A 19,394-nucleotide genomic window follows, 5' to 3' on the forward strand; every position below is an offset into this window, starting at 1 on the left:
TCAGCGCCGCCGCCAGCCGGGTGGGCACCGGCAGTGTGTCGTCCCGCAGCGTCGCCGCGGCGGCCCGGACGACGGACCGGCCGGCCCGGTCGGGCACCCCCGCCGCCGCCCACTCGTACAGCTCCGCGCCCTCCTCCAGGACCAGACCGGTGTCGATGTCCGCCGGGATCTTGACGCGCGCGTGGTGGCGCCAGGTGGCCAGCGGATCGCTCCACGCCTCCACCCGGTAGGTCCAGCGCCCCGGCGCGGTCGGCGTGACCTCCGCGCCCCAGCGGTCGGTGCCGGGGGCCAGTTCCCGCATCGGCGTCCACGGGCCGGGGCGGCCCTCGGGATCCTCCAGCACGACATTGGCGGCGACCGCGTCGTGTCCCTCCCGGAACACGGTGGCACTCACCTCGAACGTCTCACCCGCCACCGCCTTCGCCGGACGCCTGCCGCCCTCCACCACCGGGTGGACATCACGCACCGGAATACGCCCGATCCGAGGGGTCGTGCTCATCGGTTCTCACCTCCGCCGTTGCTGAAGCCGGGCCGGGGCCCGGACCGGGGTCACGCCGCGCCGGAGGGGACCGCGCTCCCCGCCGGGGCCCGCCGGTCCACGACCGGCGCCTTCCGTCCGGCCGCCCGGGGCCGCTCGTCCCGCTCCTGCGCATGGGTGACCAGGCCGGCCAGGTACCGTTCGGCGGCGTCCGCGGCCTCCCGCGCACAGCGCTTCCCCATCAGCACGCACAGGGTGTAACCGGCGTCCTCGAAGACCGCCCGCGCCGTCCGGTCGGCGGGGGAGGCGAGCATCATCCGTTCCCGGGCCCGGTAACGCCGCAGCTGCCGGTCGACCTCGGCTTTCGCAGGTAGCAGCATGGTGCCGTTCCCTTCCGGGACTCGATGGACGCGTTCCCGACCCTCGGGCGGCGACCGCGCGCGGGGGCACGGTCGTCGTTACGGGCGATCGAGTTCTTCACACATGGTGCACGGACAGCGACGCAGCGTCTTGTTGGATCTTCAACGACGGTCTCGTGTTGCACGAATGGACTACTGCTTCCACTCTGGAGTGACTCAGAAGCGATACGTGCTCACGCTTCGTGCTCGGGGCTCGTCCCGTCGGGACGAGAAGGAGCGGGAGCCTCGCGGTGAGGAGCCGACGACGATGAAGACCGCAGTGCCCTGCTACTACCACCTCGACGTGGAAGTGAGCCCGGAACGGGTCGGACAGGTCAGGCGCATCCTGGCCGCTCACCTCCGGTTCTGGAACCTGGAGAACCTCGTGGAACCCGTCTGCCGCGGCACCGAGATGCTGCTGCGGGCGATCGACGAGCACGCGAGCGACAAGAACACGTCGATAGAGCTGTGGTGGAACGGCCAGCACCTCATCACGGCCGTGGCCGGCAACGACCACGCCCTGCGTCCCGACCTCGACCTGCGCACCTGCCTGGAGCACCTCGCCGCGACCAGCGACGGCTGGGGCTGCTGCGCCACCGACACCGGGGCCAAGGTCATCTGGTTTTCCCAGCGCGCCCGGGCCGGCGAACGCGTCCCGCTGGTCGCGACCGCGCCGAAGCCCATCACCCAGGAGGGCCTGGAGGTCCCGCGCGAGATCCTGCCGGTCGCCCGGCTGGCCGCGCCGGGCGCCGCGGGCGGCAACGGCGTCCTGGAGGAGGCCCGGTGACCGCGGTGCGGCCGGACTGGAAGGGGGCGCCCGTCTGGAGCGGGCACCCCTACCCGCTGGGCGCCGTCTTCGACGGACAGGGCACCAACTTCGCCCTGTTCAGCGAGGTCGCCGAACGCGTCGACCTGGTCCTCGTCGACGAGGACGGCACCCACAGCAGCGTTCCCCTGCCCGAGGTCGACGGTTTCGTCTGGCACTGCTACCTGCCCGGCGTCGGACCCGGGCAGCGCTACGGCTACCGCGTGCACGGGCCCTGGGCCCCGGCCGTGGGCCACCGCTGCAACCCGGCGAAGCTGCTCCTCGACCCGTACGCCCGCGCGGTCGACGGGCAGATCGACGACCACCCCTCCCTGCTGGAGCGGGGAGGGGGCCGCCCGGACCCGGCCGACAGCGCCGGGCACACCATGCTCGGCGTGGTGACCGACCCGTTCTTCGACTGGGGCGACGACCGCCCGCCGAGGCGGCCCTACGCCGACACCGTGATCTACGAGGCCCACGTCAAGGGCCTCACCCGCACCCACCCCGACGTCCCCCCGGAACTGCGCGGCACCTACGCGGGCCTCGCGCACCCGGCGGTCGTCGAGCACCTCACCTCGCTCGGGGTGACGGCGGTGGAGCTGATGCCGGTGCACCAGTTCGTGCACGACGGCGTGCTCCAGGCCCGCGGCCTGGCCAACTACTGGGGCTACAACACCATCGGCTTCTTCGCGCCGCACAACGGCTACGCCGCCCACGGCACCCTCGGCCAGCAGGTCACCGAGTTCAAGGCGATGGTCAAGACCCTGCACGAGGCGGGCCTCGAAGTCATCCTCGACGTGGTCTACAACCACACCGCCGAGGGCAACGAGAACGGCCCCACCCTCTCCTTCCGGGGCATCGACAACGCCTCGTACTACCGCTTGGTGGACGGCGACTGGCAGCACTACTACGACACCACCGGCACCGGCAACAGCCTGCTGATGCGCCACCCCTACGTCCTCCAGCTGATCATGGACTCGCTGCGGTACTGGGTGACCGAGATGCACGTCGACGGGTTCCGCTTCGACCTCGCGGCCACCCTGGCCCGGCAGTTCCACGAGGTGGACCGGCTCTCGGCGTTCTTCGACCTGATCCAGCAGGACCCGGTGATCAGCCGCGTCAAGCTGATCGCCGAGCCCTGGGACGTCGGCGAGGGCGGCTACCAGGTGGGCAACTTCCCGCCGCTGTGGTCGGAGTGGAACGGCATGTACCGCGACGCCGTACGGGACTTCTGGCGCGGCGAGGACCACACGCTGGGCGAGTTCGCGTCCCGGCTGACCGGCTCCTCCGACCTGTACCAGCACAGCCGGCGCCGCCCCCGCGCCAGCGTCAACTTCGTCACCGCGCACGACGGCTTCACCCTGCGCGACCTCGTCTCGTACAACGACAAGCACAACGAGGCCAACGGCGAGGACAACGCCGACGGCGAGAGCCACAACCGGTCCTGGAACTGCGGCGCCGAGGGCCCGGTGAAGGACCCGGCCGTCCGGGAACTGCGCGCCCGCCAGCAGCGCAACTTCCTGGCCACCCTGATGCTGTCGCAGGGCATCCCGATGCTCTGCCACGGCGACGAACTGGGCCGCACCCAGCGCGGCAACAACAACGCCTACTGCCAGGACAACGAGATCTCCTGGGTCGACTGGCGGCTGACCGAGGAGCAGCGCGGACTGCTGGACTTCGCCCGGCAGGTCATCGGCCTGCGCGCCGCCCACCCGGTGCTGCGCCGCCGCCGCTACTTCCGCGGCGACACCGTCACCCACGCCGGGCAGCCGCTGCCCGACCTGGTCTGGCTCAGGCCCGACGGCAAGGAGATGACCGACGACGACTGGCAGCGGCCCGACGCGCACGCCGTCGGGGTCTTCCTCAACGGCGACGCCATCGCCGAGCCCGACCCCTGCGGCCGGCCCGTCACCGACGACTCCTTCGTGCTGCTGCTCAACAGCCACTGGGAACCGACGGTCTTCCGGCTGCCGGACGCCGCCTACGGCGAACGCTGGACGACGCTGATCGACACCGCGGCCGCCGCCGGACCGGAGGGCGTCCCCGACGAGGCGGAGCACAAGGCCGGCGCCCGGCTCACCGTGGAGCCGCGCAGCCTGGTGCTCCTGTCCCGGCCGTCCCGCACCGGCCGGGAGCGGGCATGACGTCAGCGCTCGCTGCGCAGGGTCACCGTGAACTGCGCGCCGTCCGGGTCGCGGAGCACGGCCTCGTCCTCGCCCTCGACCAGGACGCTGCCGCCGTGCAGCTGCGCGGCCCGGACACAGGCCGCGACGTCGGTGGTGAAGAAGTGCACCTGCCAGTGCGGCCGGACGGCCGGGTCGGGCGCCGCCTCCAGGGCGCCCGACTCGATCCGCGCCACGACGTCCCCGGCGCTGCGCAGCACCACCTCGCCGCCCTCGTAGCCGACCTCGCAGGCGCCGGGCTTCCCGGTCGCCCAGTCCAGGACCTCGCCGTAGAAGATCGCAGCGTCGAACGCGTCGCGGGTGTGCAGCCGGATGAAGGCCGGCTGGGCGCGGCGCCAGGTCTCCCAGTCGGTGAACAGCTCGCCCTCCCAGACCCCGAAGGCGGCCCCGTCCCGGTCGGCCAGCAGCGCCGCCCGGCCCGGCGGGAAGGAGATCGGGCCCACCGCGGCGGTCCCGCCGCGCTCCTGCACCCGGCCCGCCGCCTGGTCGGCGCTGACCACCGCGAAGTACGGCAGCCAGGTCACGGCCATCTGCCACATGCCGGCGACCGCGGCGATCCCGGCGGCCGGCGCGCCGTCCGCGAGCGCGATCCGGAAGCGGTCGCCGAGCCGGGCCGGTCTCCACTGCCAGCCCAGCACCGCGGAGTAGAACTCCTCGGTGGCCTTGAGATCACGGCTGGTGAGACTCACCCAGCAGGGGGCCCCGTACACGGAGTGCGTGGAAACCACGTTCCTCGCGCCGGTGGGGGAGGTCATGTCGTCGTTCATGGCAGTCGCGTCCTGGTCTCGTCCACCGGCAGCCACCGGTTCCCCACCAGTGTCCGGCCTCAGCCGTCGGGTGCGCCCGCCGAGTACCCCTACGAGACCAGCGAAACGACGCCGGTTGACCCCGGACGGCCCAGTGGCGGGGAGAGTGACCAGTGGTGACGATGGATGCGTCTCAGCGACCGGAGGTGACCATGTCCACGGACGGGGGCCCGGACCAGATAGTCGAGCTGCAGGAACAGGTCCGGCAGCTCAAGGAGGCGGTCGTCTCGCACGCCGTGGTCGACCAGGCGATCGGGATGGTCGTCGTCCTCGGCCGGGTGACGCCCGACGAGGGCTGGCTGGTGCTCAAGGAGGTCTCCCAGCACACCAACATCAAACTGCGCAACGTGGCGGAGCTGATCCTGGTCTGGGGCCGTACCGGCGCGATGCCGCGGGAGATCCGGGCGGCGCTGGAGGACGCCCTGGACCGCCACGGCCCGACCCAGATACCGGGCACCGGGCCGCCGTAGCGGGGGGACGTCAGCCGGTCTCGGCGAGTATCTCCTCGCGGAGCCGGGCGAAGCAGGTGCTGAGCAGCCGCGACACGTGCATCTGGGAGATGCCGAGCTGCTGCGCTATGCAGCTCTGCGTCATGCCGCGGAAGAAGCGCAGGTAGAGAATGGTGCGCTCGCGTTCCGGCAGGGCCATCAGGCAGGGCTGGACGGCCACCCGGTCCACCACGACGTCGAACGCGGGGTCGAGGCCGCCGATCGCGTCACCGAGGGCGTAGCCGTCGGTGCCGGGCATCTCCGCCTCCAGCGACAGCGCGGTGAAGCATTCCAGCGCCTCCATGCCGGTCCGCACCTCGTCCGTGGTCAGATGCGCGTACGCGGCGATCTCCTCGACCGTGGGGGCGCGCCCCGGCGTCGTCTGCGCCAGCTCCTTGGCGGCGCGGCGCACCCGGTTGCGCAGGTCCTGGACCCGCCGCGGTACGTGCAGGGTCCACATGTGGTCCCGGAAGTGCCGCTTGATCTCGCCGGTCACGGTGGGCACGGCGTACGCCTCGAACGCGTGGCCGCGGGCGGGGTCGTAGTGGTCGACGGCCTTGACCAGGCCGAGGGCGGCCACCTGGTAGAGGTCCTCCAGGGACTCGCCGCGGCCCCGGAAGCGGACCGCGATCCGCTCGGCCATCGGCAGCCAGACCTGGATCAGCTCGTCCCGCAGCGCCTTGCGCTCCGGCCCCGGCGGCAGTTCCGCGAGCCGCGCGAAGGCCGTGCTGGTGTCGGGGGCGTCGTCGTGCGGGTGCGGTGTGGTTCGGCCGGCGATACGCATCATGCGCACCTCCCTCGGCAGGGGGGCTCTTGGTGATCGGACACCGGGAGGAGGGAGGCGGGGCGCGGACCGCGCCGGAGCACGTCGGGCCCGGACGCGCCGGCTCCCACGGACGTGCCTCCGGTTCGAAGCACTCCCAAGGCATTCCCCGCCACACCTATTCCGAAACAAATACCCATATCAGGTGATTTTACGGTCACTCCGGCGATCGGGCAGGTCCTGGCGGTCCCCCAGTTGGTTAGGTCCGCTAAAGAATGAGGGGTGAACGTGATGTGCGGCACGCTCGGACCGGCCGTCGGGCCGGCGCGGTCGCCGTTCTCGCTGGGCAGCGCTTGATCGTGAGCAAATGGGGCGAACTCCCTGGCCACAGCGCATTCCGCTCATTTGACAGTGCACTGAGCACACAGATAGGAAGCAGCTCCAAGAGGTCGAGAGGGTGCAGCGTGTACGAGCCGAACGTGGTCGGGGATTGGCAGGAGTACGACGAACACCCCGGGCTGCGGGTCCGCGTCCACCGCGTCGAGCCGGGCGAACCGCCGCGCGGCCGGGACGACGCCGCCGAGGGGCTCACCTACTTCCGGCTTCGCGTGACCGTGGAGAACCGGAGTGAACGGCGGTTCTGCGTCCACCTGGAGGACGGTCAGATCGACGTGCGGCTCGGCCCCGACGGCGAGGGCGCCTTCATCGACTGGCGCAACTCCCAGTTCGTCGAGGGCTTCGACGTCTATCCGCTGCGCCGGGTCACCGCCGTCGTCCACGCGGCCGGCGCGGAGGCCGACCTGGGACAGGTGGACGTGCAGGTGCAGCTGCGGGTCGACGACGAGTGGACCGGCCGGCGGCTGTGGACCGGCGGCGTCGGTCTCGCGGAGGGCGCCGGCGGCGCGTGCCCGTCCGCGGGGCGCGAGGAACTGGAGCGGCAGGTGAGCGCGTTCCTGCGCGGGCAGACGCAGGATCAGGCGGAGGAAGGCACCGCCTGATCCGTCACCGGGAGACCCGCGGGGGCCGCGGCGTCCGAGGAGTCCGCCGGGTCAGTGGGCGATCCCGTCGATGATCTCCCGGGCGCCCTGGCGCAGCAGGGCCACGGCGACCGAGGTGCCCAGGGTGGCCGGGTCCAGTCGGCCCGCCCATTCGTGGGCGTTCAGCCGGGTCTTGCCGTCCGGGGTGAACACGCAGGCCCGCAGGGAGAGTTCGCCGCCGCCGTCCACCCGCGCGTACCCGGCGATCGGGCTGTTGCAATGTCCCTGGAGCACGTGCAGGAACATCCGCTCGGCGGTGGCCTCCCGGTGGGTGTCCGGGTGGCCGAGGCCGCTGACCGCGTCGATCAGCCGGGTGTCGTCCTCCCGGCACTGCAGCGCCAGGATGCCCGCGCCGATCGGCGGCATCATCGTCTCGGGGGAGAGGACGTCGCTGATCACGTCGGTGCGGCCGATGCGCTCCAGGCCGGAGACGGCGAGCAGCAGCGCGTCCGCGTCGCCGGCGGCCAGCTTCGCCAGCCGCCGGTTGGCGTTGCCGCGCATCGGCACGCACGTCAGATGCGGGTGGGTGGCGGCCAGTTGGGCGACCCGGCGCACCGACGAGGTGCCGATCCGGGTGCCGGCCGGCAGTTCGTTCAGGGTGAGCCCGCCCGGGTGGACCAGGGCGTCCCGGATGTCGTCCCGCGCGAGGAACGCGGCGAACACCGTGCCGGCCGGCAGCGGCCGGTCGGCGGGCACGTCCTTGACGCAGTGCACGGCGAGATCGGCCTCGCCCGCCAGCAGCGCGGCGTCGACCTCCTTGGTGAAGGCGCCCTTGCCCTCGACCTCCGACAGATCGCCGAGCCACTTGTCGCCGGTGGTCCTCACCGGCACCACCTCGGTGCGCACGCCGGGGTGAAGGGCCGTCAACTCGCGCTGTACACGCGCTACTTGGGCGAGCGCCATCGGTGAGTCACGGGAGACGACGCGGATCAGTTCGGGCACGGACATGCGGCCACGATAGTGCGTCGCGCGGGCGCCGGGCCGCCGTACGGCACCGGCCGGGCGCGGCGCGGCCGGGCCGGGGGGTTGCCGGCCGCCTCCGGACCGGTACCGGTCCGGAGGCGGCCGGACGGGATCAGGCGTAGGGGTCGAAGGTGATGCCGGAGGGCTTCGCCGAGGCCAGGTGCGAGGCGAAACTCGCGTCCTTGAGGCCGAACGTGGCGCTGCCGAAGTCGTACGCGCTCAGCTTCTCGCGCACGCCCGACGGGTAGCCGTTCCAGCCGACCAGCGTCGGGTACTGCCAGGTGCCCTTGTGGTTCTCCGCCGGCTCGTCGTTCGCGGTGCCCAGCCGGAAGCAGTGGGTGCTGATGCCGTCCTTGTGGTAGACGACCTTCGCGTGGGTGCCCTCGAAGCGGACGGCCGAGCGCGCGTGCACGGTGAACGCGCCGTGGTTGGAGGTCGACACGTACTCCACGGTGCCGCTCCGCACCCACACCACGACGTGCTCCCAGTCGTGCCGGTGGCCACCGATGCTGCTGCCCGCGAGGGCCTGGTCCTTCTCGAAGTACAGCCCGTACATGTACGCGCACCAGTCGCCGTCGCACTTGGCGCGCGCGTAACCGTTGGTGTTGTCCAGGTCGGAGGCGTCCCGGCAGTTGCCGTTGAGGGCGCCGGTGGGGCTGAGGCCGCCGTTGACCGTTCCGTCGGCGCTGATGGCCGGGGTGGGGTAGCAGCCGTCCGTGTCGTAGTCGAAGGCGGGCTGGTAGGCGGCCTCGGCCGGGTCGGCGTTGGCGGGGAGCGCGGGGGGCGGGGCGGCGAAGGCGGTGGCGGGGAAGGCGACGACCAGGGCTATGGCTCCGGCGACCGTGGTCAGCCATCTCCGGCGGCGGGTCCGGGACATGCTCGACGACACTGCGTCCTCCTCTTGGGCGCAGCCCAACGGCTGTGGGGGGAAAGGGAGTTCAGGATGCCGTCGTTCCCCGTCCGTGCCAAGAGGCGCAGGCGTCCCGGTGGTGAAGCGCAGCCCAACAGTCGGGCCGGTGTCACACCAGGTCGTCGGGGACGTCGGCGGCCGACTCCTCCGGGGCCAGGTCGGGCCGCAGCCGCAGCCAGGACGGCTGGCGCAGCATCCCCTCCCGGGTGCGGGTGCTGAAGCGGACCTCGCCCACCAGCCGGGGCACCACCCAGCGGGCCTCCGGCACCGCCGGTACGGGATCGAAGGGGCAGGCGTCACAGGCGGCGGCCCGCAGCAGCCGGGCCAGCTCCGCGCGCTCGGCCTCGCTCCAGCCGGTGCCCACCCCGCCCACGTAGCGCAGGCGTTCGGCGGCGCGCTGGCCGACCAGGACCGCGCCGGGCAGCCCGGCCAGCCGGCCCTTGCCGGGCAGCCAGCCGCCGATCACCACGTCCTCGCTGCGCATGTTGCGGATCTTGATCCAGGCCCGGGAGCGCACGCCCGGCTCGTACCGCGAGTCCAGCCGCTTGCACACCAGCCCCTCCAGGCCGTGCTCGCGGGTGGCCCGGAGCGCCTGCTCGCCGTGGCCGACCAGGGCCGCCGGGGTCGACCAGGACGGCCCGGCGAGTCCGAGCCCCTCCAGTTCCCCGCGCCGCCGCGTGTACGGCAGGGACACCAGCGGTCGGCTGCCCAGGTGGAGTACGTCGAAGAGCACCAGGTGGACCGGGACCTCGGCCGCGCGCTGCGCCGCCCGGACCGGTGCGTGGGCCAGGCCCATCCGGGACTGGAGCAGCTGGAAGTCGGCGCGGCCCTCGGCGTCCAGGGCCAGGACCTCGCCGTCCAGCACGGCGGGGGTGGTGCCGAGCGCGGTGCCCAGGGGCCGCAGTTCGGGATAGGCGGCGGTGATCTCCAGACCGGAACGGGCGCGCAGCAGCACACTGCCGTCGCCGGGCAGGTAGACCACCACCCGCTGGCCGTCCTGCTTGGTCTCGTACGCCCAGCGCGCGTCCTGCGCCGCGGGCGGCAGGGTGCCGGGCGTGGCCAGCATGGGAGGGATCAGCGGCAGCTCCACGGGGTCCACGGAGAAGGTGTCGACGCGTCCGGGCTCCGCCACGCGCGGCCGCGGGCAGGTTCGCCTGAACGGCGTCGGCCCCGTCGGGGTGCCGCTGAACGTCGGGGTGCCCGTGAACGGGGACGGCGCCCGCCACGCACCGCCGCTGACCGTAGCGGGGGCGTGACGGGCGCCGGGCTCAGGGGACGTCAGCGGGAGAGGCGGATCTCGGTGAGGGTGTCCTCGGCCGTGCCGGCGCCCGACTTGTCGACCACGTAGGCGGTGCCGTCGGCGATCTCCACGTGGTTCGGGTTGGCGCCGGTGGCGAACGTCTCCTCGACGGTGCCCGTCTTCACGTCGACGCGGGTGACGTCGGCGGCGGTGCGGTTGACGACCAGGACGTCACCGGAACGCTCGTCGGTGGCCACCGACAGGGCGCCCGCGCCGGTCGCCACGGACTTGGTGACGACGCCCTTCTTCAGGTCGATCACGGACACGGTGCCCGCGGTCTGGTCCGCGGTGTAGGCGGTCTTGCCGTTCTTCGACAGGGAGACGGAGATCGCGCCGTCGCCGGCCGGGACGAAGGCCGGCGTCTCGGAGCCGCGCTCCACCGCGATCAGCCGGTCGTTGGTCAGGTCGGCGGCGTAGACCGTGCCGGTCTTCTCGTTGACGGCCAGGCCGGCCGGGCCCGCGCCCTCGACGGTGACGCGCCGCTTCTCCTTGAAGGTCTTGCTGTCGAAGGCGACCAGCGCGCCGTCGCTGTAGGCGCTCGCCCAGACGGTGTTGTGCTTCTCGTCGACGACGATCTCGCGGGCGTGGTTGACGTTGGGGAGGGTGGCGAGGTGCTCGCCGGTGCGCTGGCTGTAGACGGACACCGTGTTGTCGCGGGTGTTGGTCGTCCAGACGGTGTTGTGCTCGTCGTCCACGGCGACGCCGTAGACGGCCTCGACGGCGCCGGTGGCGGTGTCGGTGACCGGCGGGGTGATGTCCGACTCGACCGTGAGGGTCTCGGGGTCGACCTTCAGCAGGTGGGACTCGGTGACCGGCGGGCGGCCGACGGCGGCGGTGACCCACAGCACGTTGTTCCGCTCGGAGTAGGCCGACTGGTACAGGCCCTTGGTGAGCTTCGCCGTGGTGACCGTCGAGCCGCTCGTGCGCGCCGACGCGGTGCCCGCCAGGGTGAGGACGCTGCCTGCGGCGACCGCCACGGCGACGGCCGAGGCGATCGCGGTACGGCGGTGGGTGCGGGTGCCGGTGAAGGACATGATGGGGAAACTCCCTTGATGGGGTGATGGGGATGGACGGAGTTGCTGCGGAAAGGTGGCTCGGGGCGCCCGGCGTCACGCGCCGTGCGCGGGCCGCCCGGCGCGGCGGCGTACGACCATCAGCGTGGTCGCGGCGGCTCCGGCCGCACCGCCCGCCGCGGCGGCCGCCGCGGACCAGGCGACGGTCGCGTAGGAGACGGAGGAGCCGGACGCGGCCACCAGGTTTTCGGCCGCCGCCTCGGGGGCGGTGGTGGAGGAGGCTTCCGTGCCCGAGCCGCCCGCCGCGGCGGCGTTCACCGTGAACTCCACCTTCAGCGACGTGGGCGGGTCGGGCGCGAGGAAGCGCAGCCAGTGGGCGCCCGCGGAGGTGTCCGCCGGGACGGTCACGTCGCCTTCGTAGGAGCCGTTCTCGTCGGTCTTCCACTGGCCGAGGATGGCCTCGTCGTCGAGTTTGACCGTCACCTGCTTCCCGGCCGGGAACTTGGTCACCTCGAAGTGCAGCGTGCCGCCCGGCTGGACTTCGCTGGCGGTGATCCCGGCCTTGGCGCCGGCGTCGTTGGTCGCGCTGGCCGGTGCGCCGGAGGCCGCGGGGACGGGGGTCGCGGAGCTGCCCGAGGAGGAGCCGGCGGAGGTGGCGGCGGTGGAGCCGGACGTCACCGTGAAGTCGGCGCGCAGGCTGGTGGGCGGGTTCGGGGCGAGGAAGCGCAGCCAGTGGGCGCCCTTCGCGGCGTCCGAGGGGACGGTCACGCTGCCGGAGTACGACCCGTCGGAGCCGATGGTCCACTGGCCGAGGATCTTGCTGTCGTCCAGTTTGACCGTCAGCTGCTGTCCCGCCGGGAAGCCGGTCACCCGGAAGGAGACCTTGCCGCCCGCGGCCACCTGGGAGCCCGCGGTGATGGTGGCGGAGGTGCTGGAGGAACTGCTGACCGACCCGGACGTGCCGCCGCTCGTGGTGCCACCGGAGCTGACCGTGCCGCTGCCGCTGCCGCCGGTGGAGCCGCCCGAGCCGTCGGAGCCGCCCGAGCCGCCGGACGAACCGCCGGACGAGGACGACGTGACGGTGAGGTCCGCCTTCAGGCTGGTCGCCGGTTCCGGCGCCAGGAACCGCAGCCAGTGCGCCCCGGCGGCGGTCGAGCCGGGGACGGTCACCGTGCCGGAGAAGGTCCCGTCGGCCTTCACCGCGCCGTTCCACTGGCCGAGGATCTCGCTGTCGTCCAGTTTCACCGTGACGTTCTGGCCCTTGACGAACCCGGAGAGGGAGAAGGAGACCTTGCCGCCCGCGGCGACCTTGCTGCCGCTGGTCAGTTTCACCTTCGGGTCGGCGGCCGGCGTGGTGGTCCCCGTCGGAGTCGGGGTCGGGGTCGGCGTCGGCGTCGGCGTCGGGGAGGCGGTGGCCGCCGCGGTGACGGTCAGGCTCTCGCTCTTGACGCTGGTCTGGGGTGCCAGGAAGCGCAGCCAGTGGCCGCCGCCCACGCTGGTGCCGGCCGGGATCGTCACCTTGTCCGAGACACTGCCGTCCTCGCCGATGGTGAACTGCTCCAGCAGCGTCGCGTCGTCGAGTTTGACGCTCAGCGTGCCGCCGGCCGGGAAGCCGGTGGCGGTGAACGCCACCTCGCCGCCGGCTTTCACCGTGGTCGTGCCCAGGGTGACCGCCGGCGCGGTCGAGTCGGCGGCCAGCGCCACCGTGTCGGTGACGCCCGCGCCGCCGGCACCGGCCGTGGCCAGGGGAACGGCGACCAGGGCGCCGAGGCCCAGCGTGGCACCGGCGGTCAGGGCCACCATCCGGCCCAGCCGGGCACCGGAGGGTGAAGCGGATCTGTCAGAGGTCATGATGGCTGCTCCTGGCAGGCGAACGTCCCCGAAGGGACGCTTGAAGAGGAGGCACGTTGGGGGCGGCGGACAGCCGGCGCGGAAAAGCGACGTGCGATCAAGTAAGGTAAGGCTAACCTAATATGAAGATCGTGAGCAGTCAAATGGAATCCGCACACACCGTGTTCGCCGGCCCGCCCGAAGCCACGGCGAACCGGCCGCCCCGCCTGCCCCGGCCGGACCCCGTCCCACGGCTCGCGGAGCCCGTCCGGGCGCTGCCGGGCCCGGACGGCGCGGAGGATTTCTGGGCGGACGTCCGCCGCCTCGGCACACCGCTGGTGGGGCCCGATCCCCAGGGCAGCCCCGAGCACCGGGCGGTGACGTTCCTGTGGCGCGGCACCCCGGCCACCCGGGCCGTCGAGGTGCTGCCCAACAAGCTGGGCGACCCGCGCGATCCCGAGGGCAACCTCATGGAACACGTCCCCGGCACGGACGTATGGCACTGGACCCTGCGCCTGCGGCACGACTGGCGCGGCACGTACGACTTCCACGTCGACGAAGGGATCGAGGCCACCGGCCCCGACTACTGGCGCGCACTGCGGACCGACCCCCGCCCGGACCCGTTCAACGACCGCGCCCTGCCGCGCCGCTGGGGCGGTACGCCGGTGTCGTACGCCGAACTCCCGGCCGCTCCCGACGCGGCCGACTGGACGCCCCGGCCGGACGTCGCGCACGGCACCGTCACCGAGCACCGGGTGCCCAGCGCCCGGCTGGGCGGGGAGCGGCGGGTCTGGCTGTACGCGCCCCCGGCGTCCCCCGGCGGGCGGGCGCCGTCCGCCGGGCTGCCGGTGCTGGTCCTGCTGGACGGCGAGCACTGGGGGCCCCGCCTCGGTCTCGCGCACCTGCTGGACAACCTGATCGCCGACGGACGGATCCCGCCGCTGGCCGCCGTGCTGCCGGAGGCCGTGGACGAACCCACCCGCTGGGCGGAGCTGAGCTGCCGGCCCGGATACGTCGCCCACCTCACGGACGAACTGCTGCCGTGGGCGGCCGGGCGGCTGCCCGTCACCGCCGACCCGGCACGGACCGTCGTCGCCGGGCAGAGCCTGGGCGGGCTCACCGCCGCGTACGCCGCCATGGCCGCCCCGCACCGCTTCGGCAACGCCCTCGTCCAGTCGGGCTCGTTCTGGTGGCCCGTCGGAGAGCACGCCGAGTGGCTCACCCGGAGCCTCGCCGGGGCGCCGCGGCTGCCGGTGCGCCTGTGGCTCTCCTTCGGCGAGCAGGAGTGGGTGGCCCTGCCCGCGGCCCGGCGACTGCGCGACACCTTGCGGGAACTCGGGTACCACGACTCCTCCTACCGGGAGTTCAACGGCGGTCACGACTACCTGTGCTGGCGCACGGAACTGGCCGACGGCCTCGTGGCGCTCCTGGGCCGCTGACCCGGGCCGGCTCGCGCACCACACAGGCGGCGGCCCAGCCGGCCGGCACCTCCACATCGGTGACGCTCCAGCCGGGCAGCCCGGCCGGGCGGGGCCCGCTGCCCAGGTAGCGCCCGCGCAGGGCGTCCCCGGACAGGCCCTCGCCGGTCGCCTTGAGGTACGCCTCCTTGCGGGTCCAGCAGCGGGCGAAGGCGCCGGGACGGGCCCCGGCGGACAGCCGCGCCAGTTCCGCCCGCTCGGCGCGGTGCAGCGACCGGGCGGCGTCCTCGGCCAGGCGCGGCTCGGGCACCCGCTCGACATCCACGCCCACCGGACGGGCGGCGAGGGCCAGCAGGGCCAGCCCCGCGGTGTGCGAGAGGGAGAAGTGCACGGCGTCCCCGGCCGGACCGGCGACGGCGGGACGGCCGTGCGGCCCGCCGCAGCCCGGGCAGGGCAGCCGGGTCAGCGCCACCCCCGCGGGCGGCAGGCCCAGCCGTTCGCCGAGCAGGCGGCGCAGCGCGCCGTGCGCGGCGACGTACAGCGCCCGCTCGGCGGGCCGCCGCAGCGCCGCCGCCCTGCGCCGCTCGGCGGCGTCGAGGACGGCGTACAGGGAGGCGTCGGGCGGCGCGTCCGGCGCGGGGGCGCGCACGACCCACAGGGACGCGCCCCGCCGCCCGGCCGTACGCACCGCCGTCGCCGTGCTCATTCCCGGTCCGCCTCCGCCACCCGGCTCAGGCACGCCGCGTGCGGGGCCGGACCGAAGCGGGCCGTCCACCCGGCCGGCACCGCGCGCCAGGCCGGCCACAGGGACCGCAGCCCGCCCGCGTTCTCCAGCACCAGATGGCTGCCGTGGCCGTCGTCGGACCCGGCGTCGAAGGGGCCGATGGCGTCGGGGGTCATGCGTCCAGCTCCTTCAGACGGGCGGTCAGGACCGCCGCGACGTCGTCGAGGTACCGGTCCCGCATCAGCTGCGGATGGGTGCAGTCCAGATCGAGGTTGACGATCCGCCCGGTCACGTACGGCCGCCACGCCTCCCTGGTCAGCCAGTCCTCGGCACGCGGGGCGGCGGCGGTGAAGAACAGCACGTCGCCGTCGTAGACCCGGTGCTCGTGCTCGCGCATCATGCGGGCGTGGTTGGGGACGATGTCGACGATCCGGGACAGGGTGCGGTCGGTGAGTCCGGCCAGCGGGCTGCCGGCCGCGCGCAGGGTGGCCAGCACGTCCTCGCGGGTGCGTTCGCCGGTGCGGTCGAAGCCCGCCATGCGCAGCACCGCGGTGAGCGCGTCGCCCTCCTCGGGCGCGGGCCGCTCACGCCACTGCTCGGCGGGGAACGCGTCGAGCAGCGCGAGGAGGTCGACCCGCTCGCCGGCCTCCTGGAGCAGGACGGCCACGGTGTGCGCGAGGACCCCGCCGACCGACCAGCCCACCAGGCGGTACGGGCCGTGCGGCTGGACGCGGCGGATCTGCGCCGCGTAGTCCTCCGCCTCCTCCTGGAGGGTGCGCGGCAGTTCCTCGTCCCCGGTCAGGCCGCGGGCCTGCAGCCCGTACACGGGCAGCCCGGGAAGCCGCGCGGTCAGGCCCGCGTAGCACCAGGCCAGCCCGCCCGCCGGGTGGATGCCGAACAGCGGGGTGCCCTCGCCCTCGGCGCGCAGCGGCAGGACGACACCCAGGGCGTCGTCGGAGGCGGGCGCGGCGGCGTCCAGCCGGGCGGCCAGCGCGGCCGGCGTCGGCGCCTCGAACAGCGAGCCGATGGTCAGCTCGGCGCCGAACTCCTCCCGGATGCGCCCGACCAGGCGCACCGCCAGCAGCGAGGTGCCGCCCAGGTCGAAGAACGCGTCGTCGGGACCGACCCCCCGCGCCTCCAGCACCTCGGCGAACAGGCCGGTCAGGGCCTCCTCGCGGGCCGAGGCGAAGGGCCGCGCGCCCGTGCCGCCGGCGAAGACCGGGGCGGGCAGCTCACGGCGGTCCAGCTTGCCGTTGGGGGAGAGCGGGAAGGCGTCCAGCGCGACCACGGCCGCCGGGACCATGTGCTCGGGCAGCTCCCGGGCCAGCGCCGCCCGGACCTCCACCGGGTCCGCGCCGCCGGTCACGTACCCCACGAGCCGGTCGTCGCGGACCAGCGCGCACGCCGCGTCCACGCCCGGCAGGGCCGCCAGCGCCGCCTCGATCTCGCCCAGTTCGATGCGCTGTCCGCGCAGTTTGACCTGGTGGTCGGTGCGGCCCAGGTACTCGACCTCGCCGTCGGCCGTCCAGCGGGCCAGGTCGCCGGTGCGGTACATCCGGGTGCCCGCCGGGCCGAACGGGTCGGCGACGAACCGGGTCGCGTTCAGCTCGGGGCGGCCCAGATAGCCGTCGGCGAGCTGGACGCCCGCCAGGTACAGCTCGCCCGGCACCCCGGGCGGGCAGGGCTGGAGGGCGGCGTCCAGGACGTGCAGGCGGGTGTTCCACACCGGGCGCCCGATCGGCACCGGACCGGAATCCGCCGGGTCGCAGGCGTGGTACGTGACGTCGACGGCGGCCTCGGTCGGCCCGTACAGGTTGTGCAGCTCCACGCCCGGCAGCGTGCGGGCGAAGGCGGACGCCGTCTCGCGGGGCAGCGCCTCGCCGCTGCAGAACACCCGCCGCAGCACCTCCCCGCACCCCGCCGCCTCCGGCGCGCCCAGGAACACCTGGAGCATCGACGGCACGAAGTGGCAGGTGGTGACCGCGCGTTCGCGGACCAGCCGGGTCAGGTACACCGGGTCCTTGTGGCCGCCCGGCTCGGCGACCACCAGCGCCGCGCCCTCGCGCAGCGGCCAGAAGAACTCCCACACCGACACGTCGAACGACGACGGCGTCTTCTGCAGCACCCGGTCGGCCGCGGTCAGCCCGTACTCCGCCTGCATCCAGCGCAGCCGGTTGTCGATCGCCCGGTGCGGTACGACGACACCCTTGGGGCGGCCGGTGGAACCGGAGGTGTAGATGACGTACGCCGGGTGGGCCGGGGTGAGGGCGCGGGCCGGGTCGGTCCACGCGTACCCGGACAGGTCGAGCCCGTCCAGCACCACCGCCGCGGTGCGGGTGCCCTCGGGGAGGCGGCCGGCGCGGTCGGTGACCGCGCACACCGGTTCGGCGTCGTCGAGCATGTACGCCAGCCGCTGCGCCGGGTAGTCCGGGTCCAGCGGCAGATAGGCGGCGCCCGCCTTCAGCACGGCCAGCAGCGACACGATCAGTTCCACCGAGCGCGGCACCGACACGGCCACCACCGTGCCGGGCCGGGCGCCGAGGGACTGGAGGTGGCGGGCCAGCCGGTTGGCGCGGGAGTTCAGCTCCGCGTAGGTGAGCGTGGTGTCCCGGAAGACCAGAGCGGTCGCGTCCGGGGTGCGGGCGGCCTGCGACTCGACGGGACCGATCAGGGTGGTCGGCGGCAGCGCGCGCTCGGTGCGGTTGAACTCCTCGACGACCAGCTCCCGTTCGGCCGGGGTGGCGATGGAGTGGACGGCGAGGGGCTCCTGCGGGTCGGTGCCGGCCAGCCGGTCCACCAGGTGCAGGAACCGCTCCTGGTGCGCGGCGAGGCCGGCGTCCTCGTACAGGGCGGGGTTGCCGTCGTGGTCGATGCGCAGCCCGCGGCCGTCGGCGCGGTCGTAGATGTTGACGGTGAGGTCGTCCACCGGGCCCGCGGACAGGTTGCGGGCACGCGCGGGGGCGCCCGCGAAGTCCACGCCGTAGTCGAACGGCATGACGTTGACCAGCGGTCCCACCAGGCCCCGGCTCTCGCCGAGCAGGCCGAGGTCGCGGCGGATGTCCTCGTAGCGGTAGCGCTGGTGGCGGCGGACCTCGCGGATGCCGAGCACCACCTGCCGGACCAGTTCCGCGAAGGTGGCGTCCGGGGTGACGGTGAGCCTGAGCGGCAGCACGTTCATCACCATGCCGGGCACCCGCAGCGCCACCGACCCCATGCGGCCCATCATCGGCAGGCCGAGGACCACGTCGGTACGGGCGGTGGCGCGGGCGGTGTACAGGGCCTGCGCGGCGATCAGCACGTCCGGCCAGGTGGCGCGCAGCCGGGCGGCCAGGTCCTTCAGCCGCTCGGTGGTCTCCGGGGAGAGGTGGGCGGTGCGGCGCAGGAACGTACGGGACGGCAGCGCGCCGCGCCCGGCCAGCCGGGGCGCCTCCGGGCGGTCCCCGAACGCCTCGGACCAGTGCGCCCGGTCGGCCTCGAAGGCGGCCGAGGACCGGTAGGCGGCGTCGTCCGCGACCAGGTCGGCCAGCGAGCCGAAGGAGCGCGGGGCGGGCTCCTCGCCGCGGGCCAGCGCCGAGTACACCTCGGCGGTGCGGCGCACCAGCAGCGAGTAGCCGTAGCCGTCCATGACGAGGTGGTGGACGCTCTGGTACCACAGCCACCGGTCCGCGCCGACCCGGAACAGGGCGTGCCGGAACAGCGGCCCCGTCGCCAGGTCGAACGGTTCGGCCAGGTCGGCGCGCATCCACGCCTCCGCCTCGGCCGGGGTGTCCGACTCCCGTACCGTCAGCGGCAGTTCGACGGAGTCCGTGAGGTGCTGCCGGGGCCCGTCGGGGGTGTCCTCGACGCGGACCCGCAGCGCCTCGGCCTCCGCGGCCACCCGACCGAGGGCCTCCGCGAACAGCGCGGGATCGAGCGGTCCGTCGATCTCCAGGCACTCGGCGGTGTTCTGCGCGGGGCTTCGCGGATCGAGGGCCTGCGCGTACCACATGCCCGACTGGGCGGCCGTCAGCGGCAGCACGGCGGGCGCGCTCACCTCTGCGAGGGCGGTCATGCCACCCCCAGCAGCGGGGCCCACGCCTCGATGGCGGGCTGTTCGGCGAGATCGGCGAAGTCGGCGGTCACGGCGTGCTCGCGGCGCCAGCGCTCCAGGAGCGTCATGATGCGGACCGAGTCCAGGCCGTAGTCGACGAGGTTCTCGTCGAGGGGTATGTCCGCCACGTCCTCGCCGAGACAGTCGGCGACGTCGGTACGGATCTGTTCGACGGTGAGCGCCATGCC

18 protein-coding genes are annotated in these 19,394 nt (G+C 73.8%); 5 read left to right on the forward strand and 13 right to left on the reverse strand.

Annotation, left to right across the window (positions count from 1 at the left end; translation table 11 throughout):
* Together J7I94_RS14925 and J7I94_RS14930 are read right to left on the reverse strand one after the other, a co-directional pair.
* On the reverse strand, window positions 1-499 hold a 499-nt coding region (locus tag J7I94_RS14925; RefSeq protein ID WP_215167564.1), incomplete at its 3' end, for a maltotransferase domain-containing protein.
* A 50-nt stretch (window positions 500-549) separates the two neighbouring features.
* Window positions 550-858, reverse strand: a complete 309-nt coding sequence (locus J7I94_RS14930) for a DUF5133 domain-containing protein (protein WP_215167565.1) — start codon at window positions 856-858, stop codon at window positions 550-552.
* A 286-nt stretch (window positions 859-1,144) separates the two neighbouring features.
* Here J7I94_RS14930 and J7I94_RS14935 point away from each other — a divergent pair, with 286 nt between their 5' ends.
* Both J7I94_RS14935 and glgX read left to right on the forward strand, forming a co-directional pair.
* The gene (locus tag J7I94_RS14935) at window positions 1,145-1,663 is read left to right on the forward strand and encodes a pep a2 (RefSeq protein ID WP_215167566.1); all 519 of its coding nucleotides are present in this window, start codon (window positions 1,145-1,147) and stop codon (window positions 1,661-1,663) included.
* Entirely contained in the window at window positions 1,660-3,825 is a 2,166-nt protein-coding gene (gene glgX, locus J7I94_RS14940; protein WP_215167567.1) for a glycogen debranching protein GlgX, read from the forward strand. Before J7I94_RS14935 ends, glgX begins: the two co-directional genes overlap by 4 nt.
* Window positions 3,826-3,827: 2 nt before the next feature.
* On the opposite strand, the gene J7I94_RS14945 is transcribed toward glgX, so the two are convergent.
* A complete protein-coding gene (locus J7I94_RS14945; protein WP_215167568.1) occupies window positions 3,828-4,631 on the reverse strand; it encodes a VOC family protein in 804 nt (267 codons plus the stop codon).
* Window positions 4,632-4,822: 191 nt separating this feature from the next.
* Here J7I94_RS14945 and J7I94_RS14950 point away from each other — a divergent pair, with 191 nt between their 5' ends.
* Window positions 4,823-5,140, forward strand: coding sequence for an ANTAR domain-containing protein (locus J7I94_RS14950; RefSeq protein ID WP_215167569.1), 318 nt, complete (start codon window positions 4,823-4,825; stop codon window positions 5,138-5,140).
* 10 nt (window positions 5,141-5,150) lie between these two features.
* Here the strand turns inward: J7I94_RS14950 and J7I94_RS14955 are convergent, their stop codons facing one another.
* On the reverse strand, window positions 5,151-5,942 hold the full coding sequence (locus J7I94_RS14955) for an RNA polymerase sigma factor SigF (protein WP_215167604.1): 792 nt from the start codon (window positions 5,940-5,942) through the stop codon (window positions 5,151-5,153).
* 443 nt (window positions 5,943-6,385) lie between these two features.
* Between J7I94_RS14955 and J7I94_RS14960 the strand changes: the two genes are divergently transcribed.
* Complete coding sequence (locus J7I94_RS14960) at window positions 6,386-6,919, forward strand: hypothetical protein (protein WP_215167570.1); 534 nt, start codon at window positions 6,386-6,388, stop codon at window positions 6,917-6,919.
* 51 nt (window positions 6,920-6,970) lie between these two features.
* Here J7I94_RS14960 and hemC read toward each other — a convergent pair whose 3' ends face one another.
* The 5 genes from hemC to J7I94_RS14985 all read right to left on the reverse strand — a co-directional run bounded on the left by hemC (window position 6,971) and on the right by J7I94_RS14985 (window position 12,995).
* Window positions 6,971-7,906 carry a hydroxymethylbilane synthase gene (gene hemC / locus J7I94_RS14965; protein WP_215167571.1) on the reverse strand — a complete coding sequence of 312 codons (936 nt, stop codon included), beginning with the start codon at window positions 7,904-7,906 and terminating at the stop codon, window positions 6,971-6,973.
* 127 nt (window positions 7,907-8,033) lie between these two features.
* Window positions 8,034-8,810: an NPP1 family protein gene (locus J7I94_RS14970; protein WP_215167572.1), complete on the reverse strand. Its 777-nt coding sequence runs from the start codon at window positions 8,808-8,810 to the stop codon at window positions 8,034-8,036.
* Between the two features lie 130 nt (window positions 8,811-8,940).
* The gene (locus tag J7I94_RS14975) at window positions 8,941-9,921 is read right to left on the reverse strand and encodes an ATP-dependent DNA ligase (protein WP_215167605.1); all 981 of its coding nucleotides are present in this window, start codon (window positions 9,919-9,921) and stop codon (window positions 8,941-8,943) included.
* A 188-nt stretch (window positions 9,922-10,109) separates the two neighbouring features.
* A complete protein-coding gene (locus J7I94_RS14980) occupies window positions 10,110-11,165 on the reverse strand; it encodes a YncE family protein (RefSeq protein ID WP_215167573.1) in 1,056 nt (351 codons plus the stop codon).
* Window positions 11,166-11,240: 75 nt separating this feature from the next.
* The gene (locus tag J7I94_RS14985) at window positions 11,241-12,995 is read right to left on the reverse strand and encodes a hypothetical protein (protein ID WP_215167574.1); all 1,755 of its coding nucleotides are present in this window, start codon (window positions 12,993-12,995) and stop codon (window positions 11,241-11,243) included.
* Window positions 12,996-13,138: 143 nt separating this feature from the next.
* Here J7I94_RS14985 and fes point away from each other — a divergent pair, with 143 nt between their 5' ends.
* Window positions 13,139-14,413, forward strand: a complete 1,275-nt coding sequence (gene fes / locus J7I94_RS14990; protein WP_215167575.1) for an enterochelin esterase — start codon at window positions 13,139-13,141, stop codon at window positions 14,411-14,413.
* Here the strand turns inward: fes and J7I94_RS14995 are convergent.
* From J7I94_RS14995 to J7I94_RS15010, 4 genes are read right to left on the reverse strand one after another with little or no spacing between them, the layout of a single operon-like run.
* Window positions 14,340-15,098, reverse strand: a complete 759-nt coding sequence (locus tag J7I94_RS14995) for a 4'-phosphopantetheinyl transferase superfamily protein (RefSeq protein ID WP_215167576.1) — start codon at window positions 15,096-15,098, stop codon at window positions 14,340-14,342. The genes fes and J7I94_RS14995 overlap by 74 nt on opposite strands.
* Window positions 15,095-15,292, reverse strand: coding sequence for an MbtH family NRPS accessory protein (locus J7I94_RS15000; RefSeq protein WP_215167577.1), 198 nt, complete (start codon window positions 15,290-15,292; stop codon window positions 15,095-15,097). The genes J7I94_RS14995 and J7I94_RS15000 overlap by 4 nt, the downstream gene beginning before the upstream one ends.
* Window positions 15,289-19,167, reverse strand: coding sequence for a non-ribosomal peptide synthetase (locus J7I94_RS15005; protein WP_215167578.1), 3,879 nt, complete (start codon window positions 19,165-19,167; stop codon window positions 15,289-15,291). Before J7I94_RS15005 ends, J7I94_RS15000 begins: the two co-directional genes overlap by 4 nt.
* Window positions 19,164-19,391 (reverse strand): phosphopantetheine-binding protein, encoded by a 228-nt coding sequence (locus tag J7I94_RS15010; protein WP_215167579.1) that lies wholly within the window; start codon window positions 19,389-19,391, stop codon window positions 19,164-19,166. Before J7I94_RS15010 ends, J7I94_RS15005 begins: the two co-directional genes overlap by 4 nt.
* Between the last annotated feature and the right edge of the window lie 3 nt (window positions 19,392-19,394).

This window comes from Streptomyces sp. ISL-12, assembly GCF_018614415.1.
GTDB lineage: Bacteria > Actinomycetota > Actinomycetes > Streptomycetales > Streptomycetaceae > Streptomyces.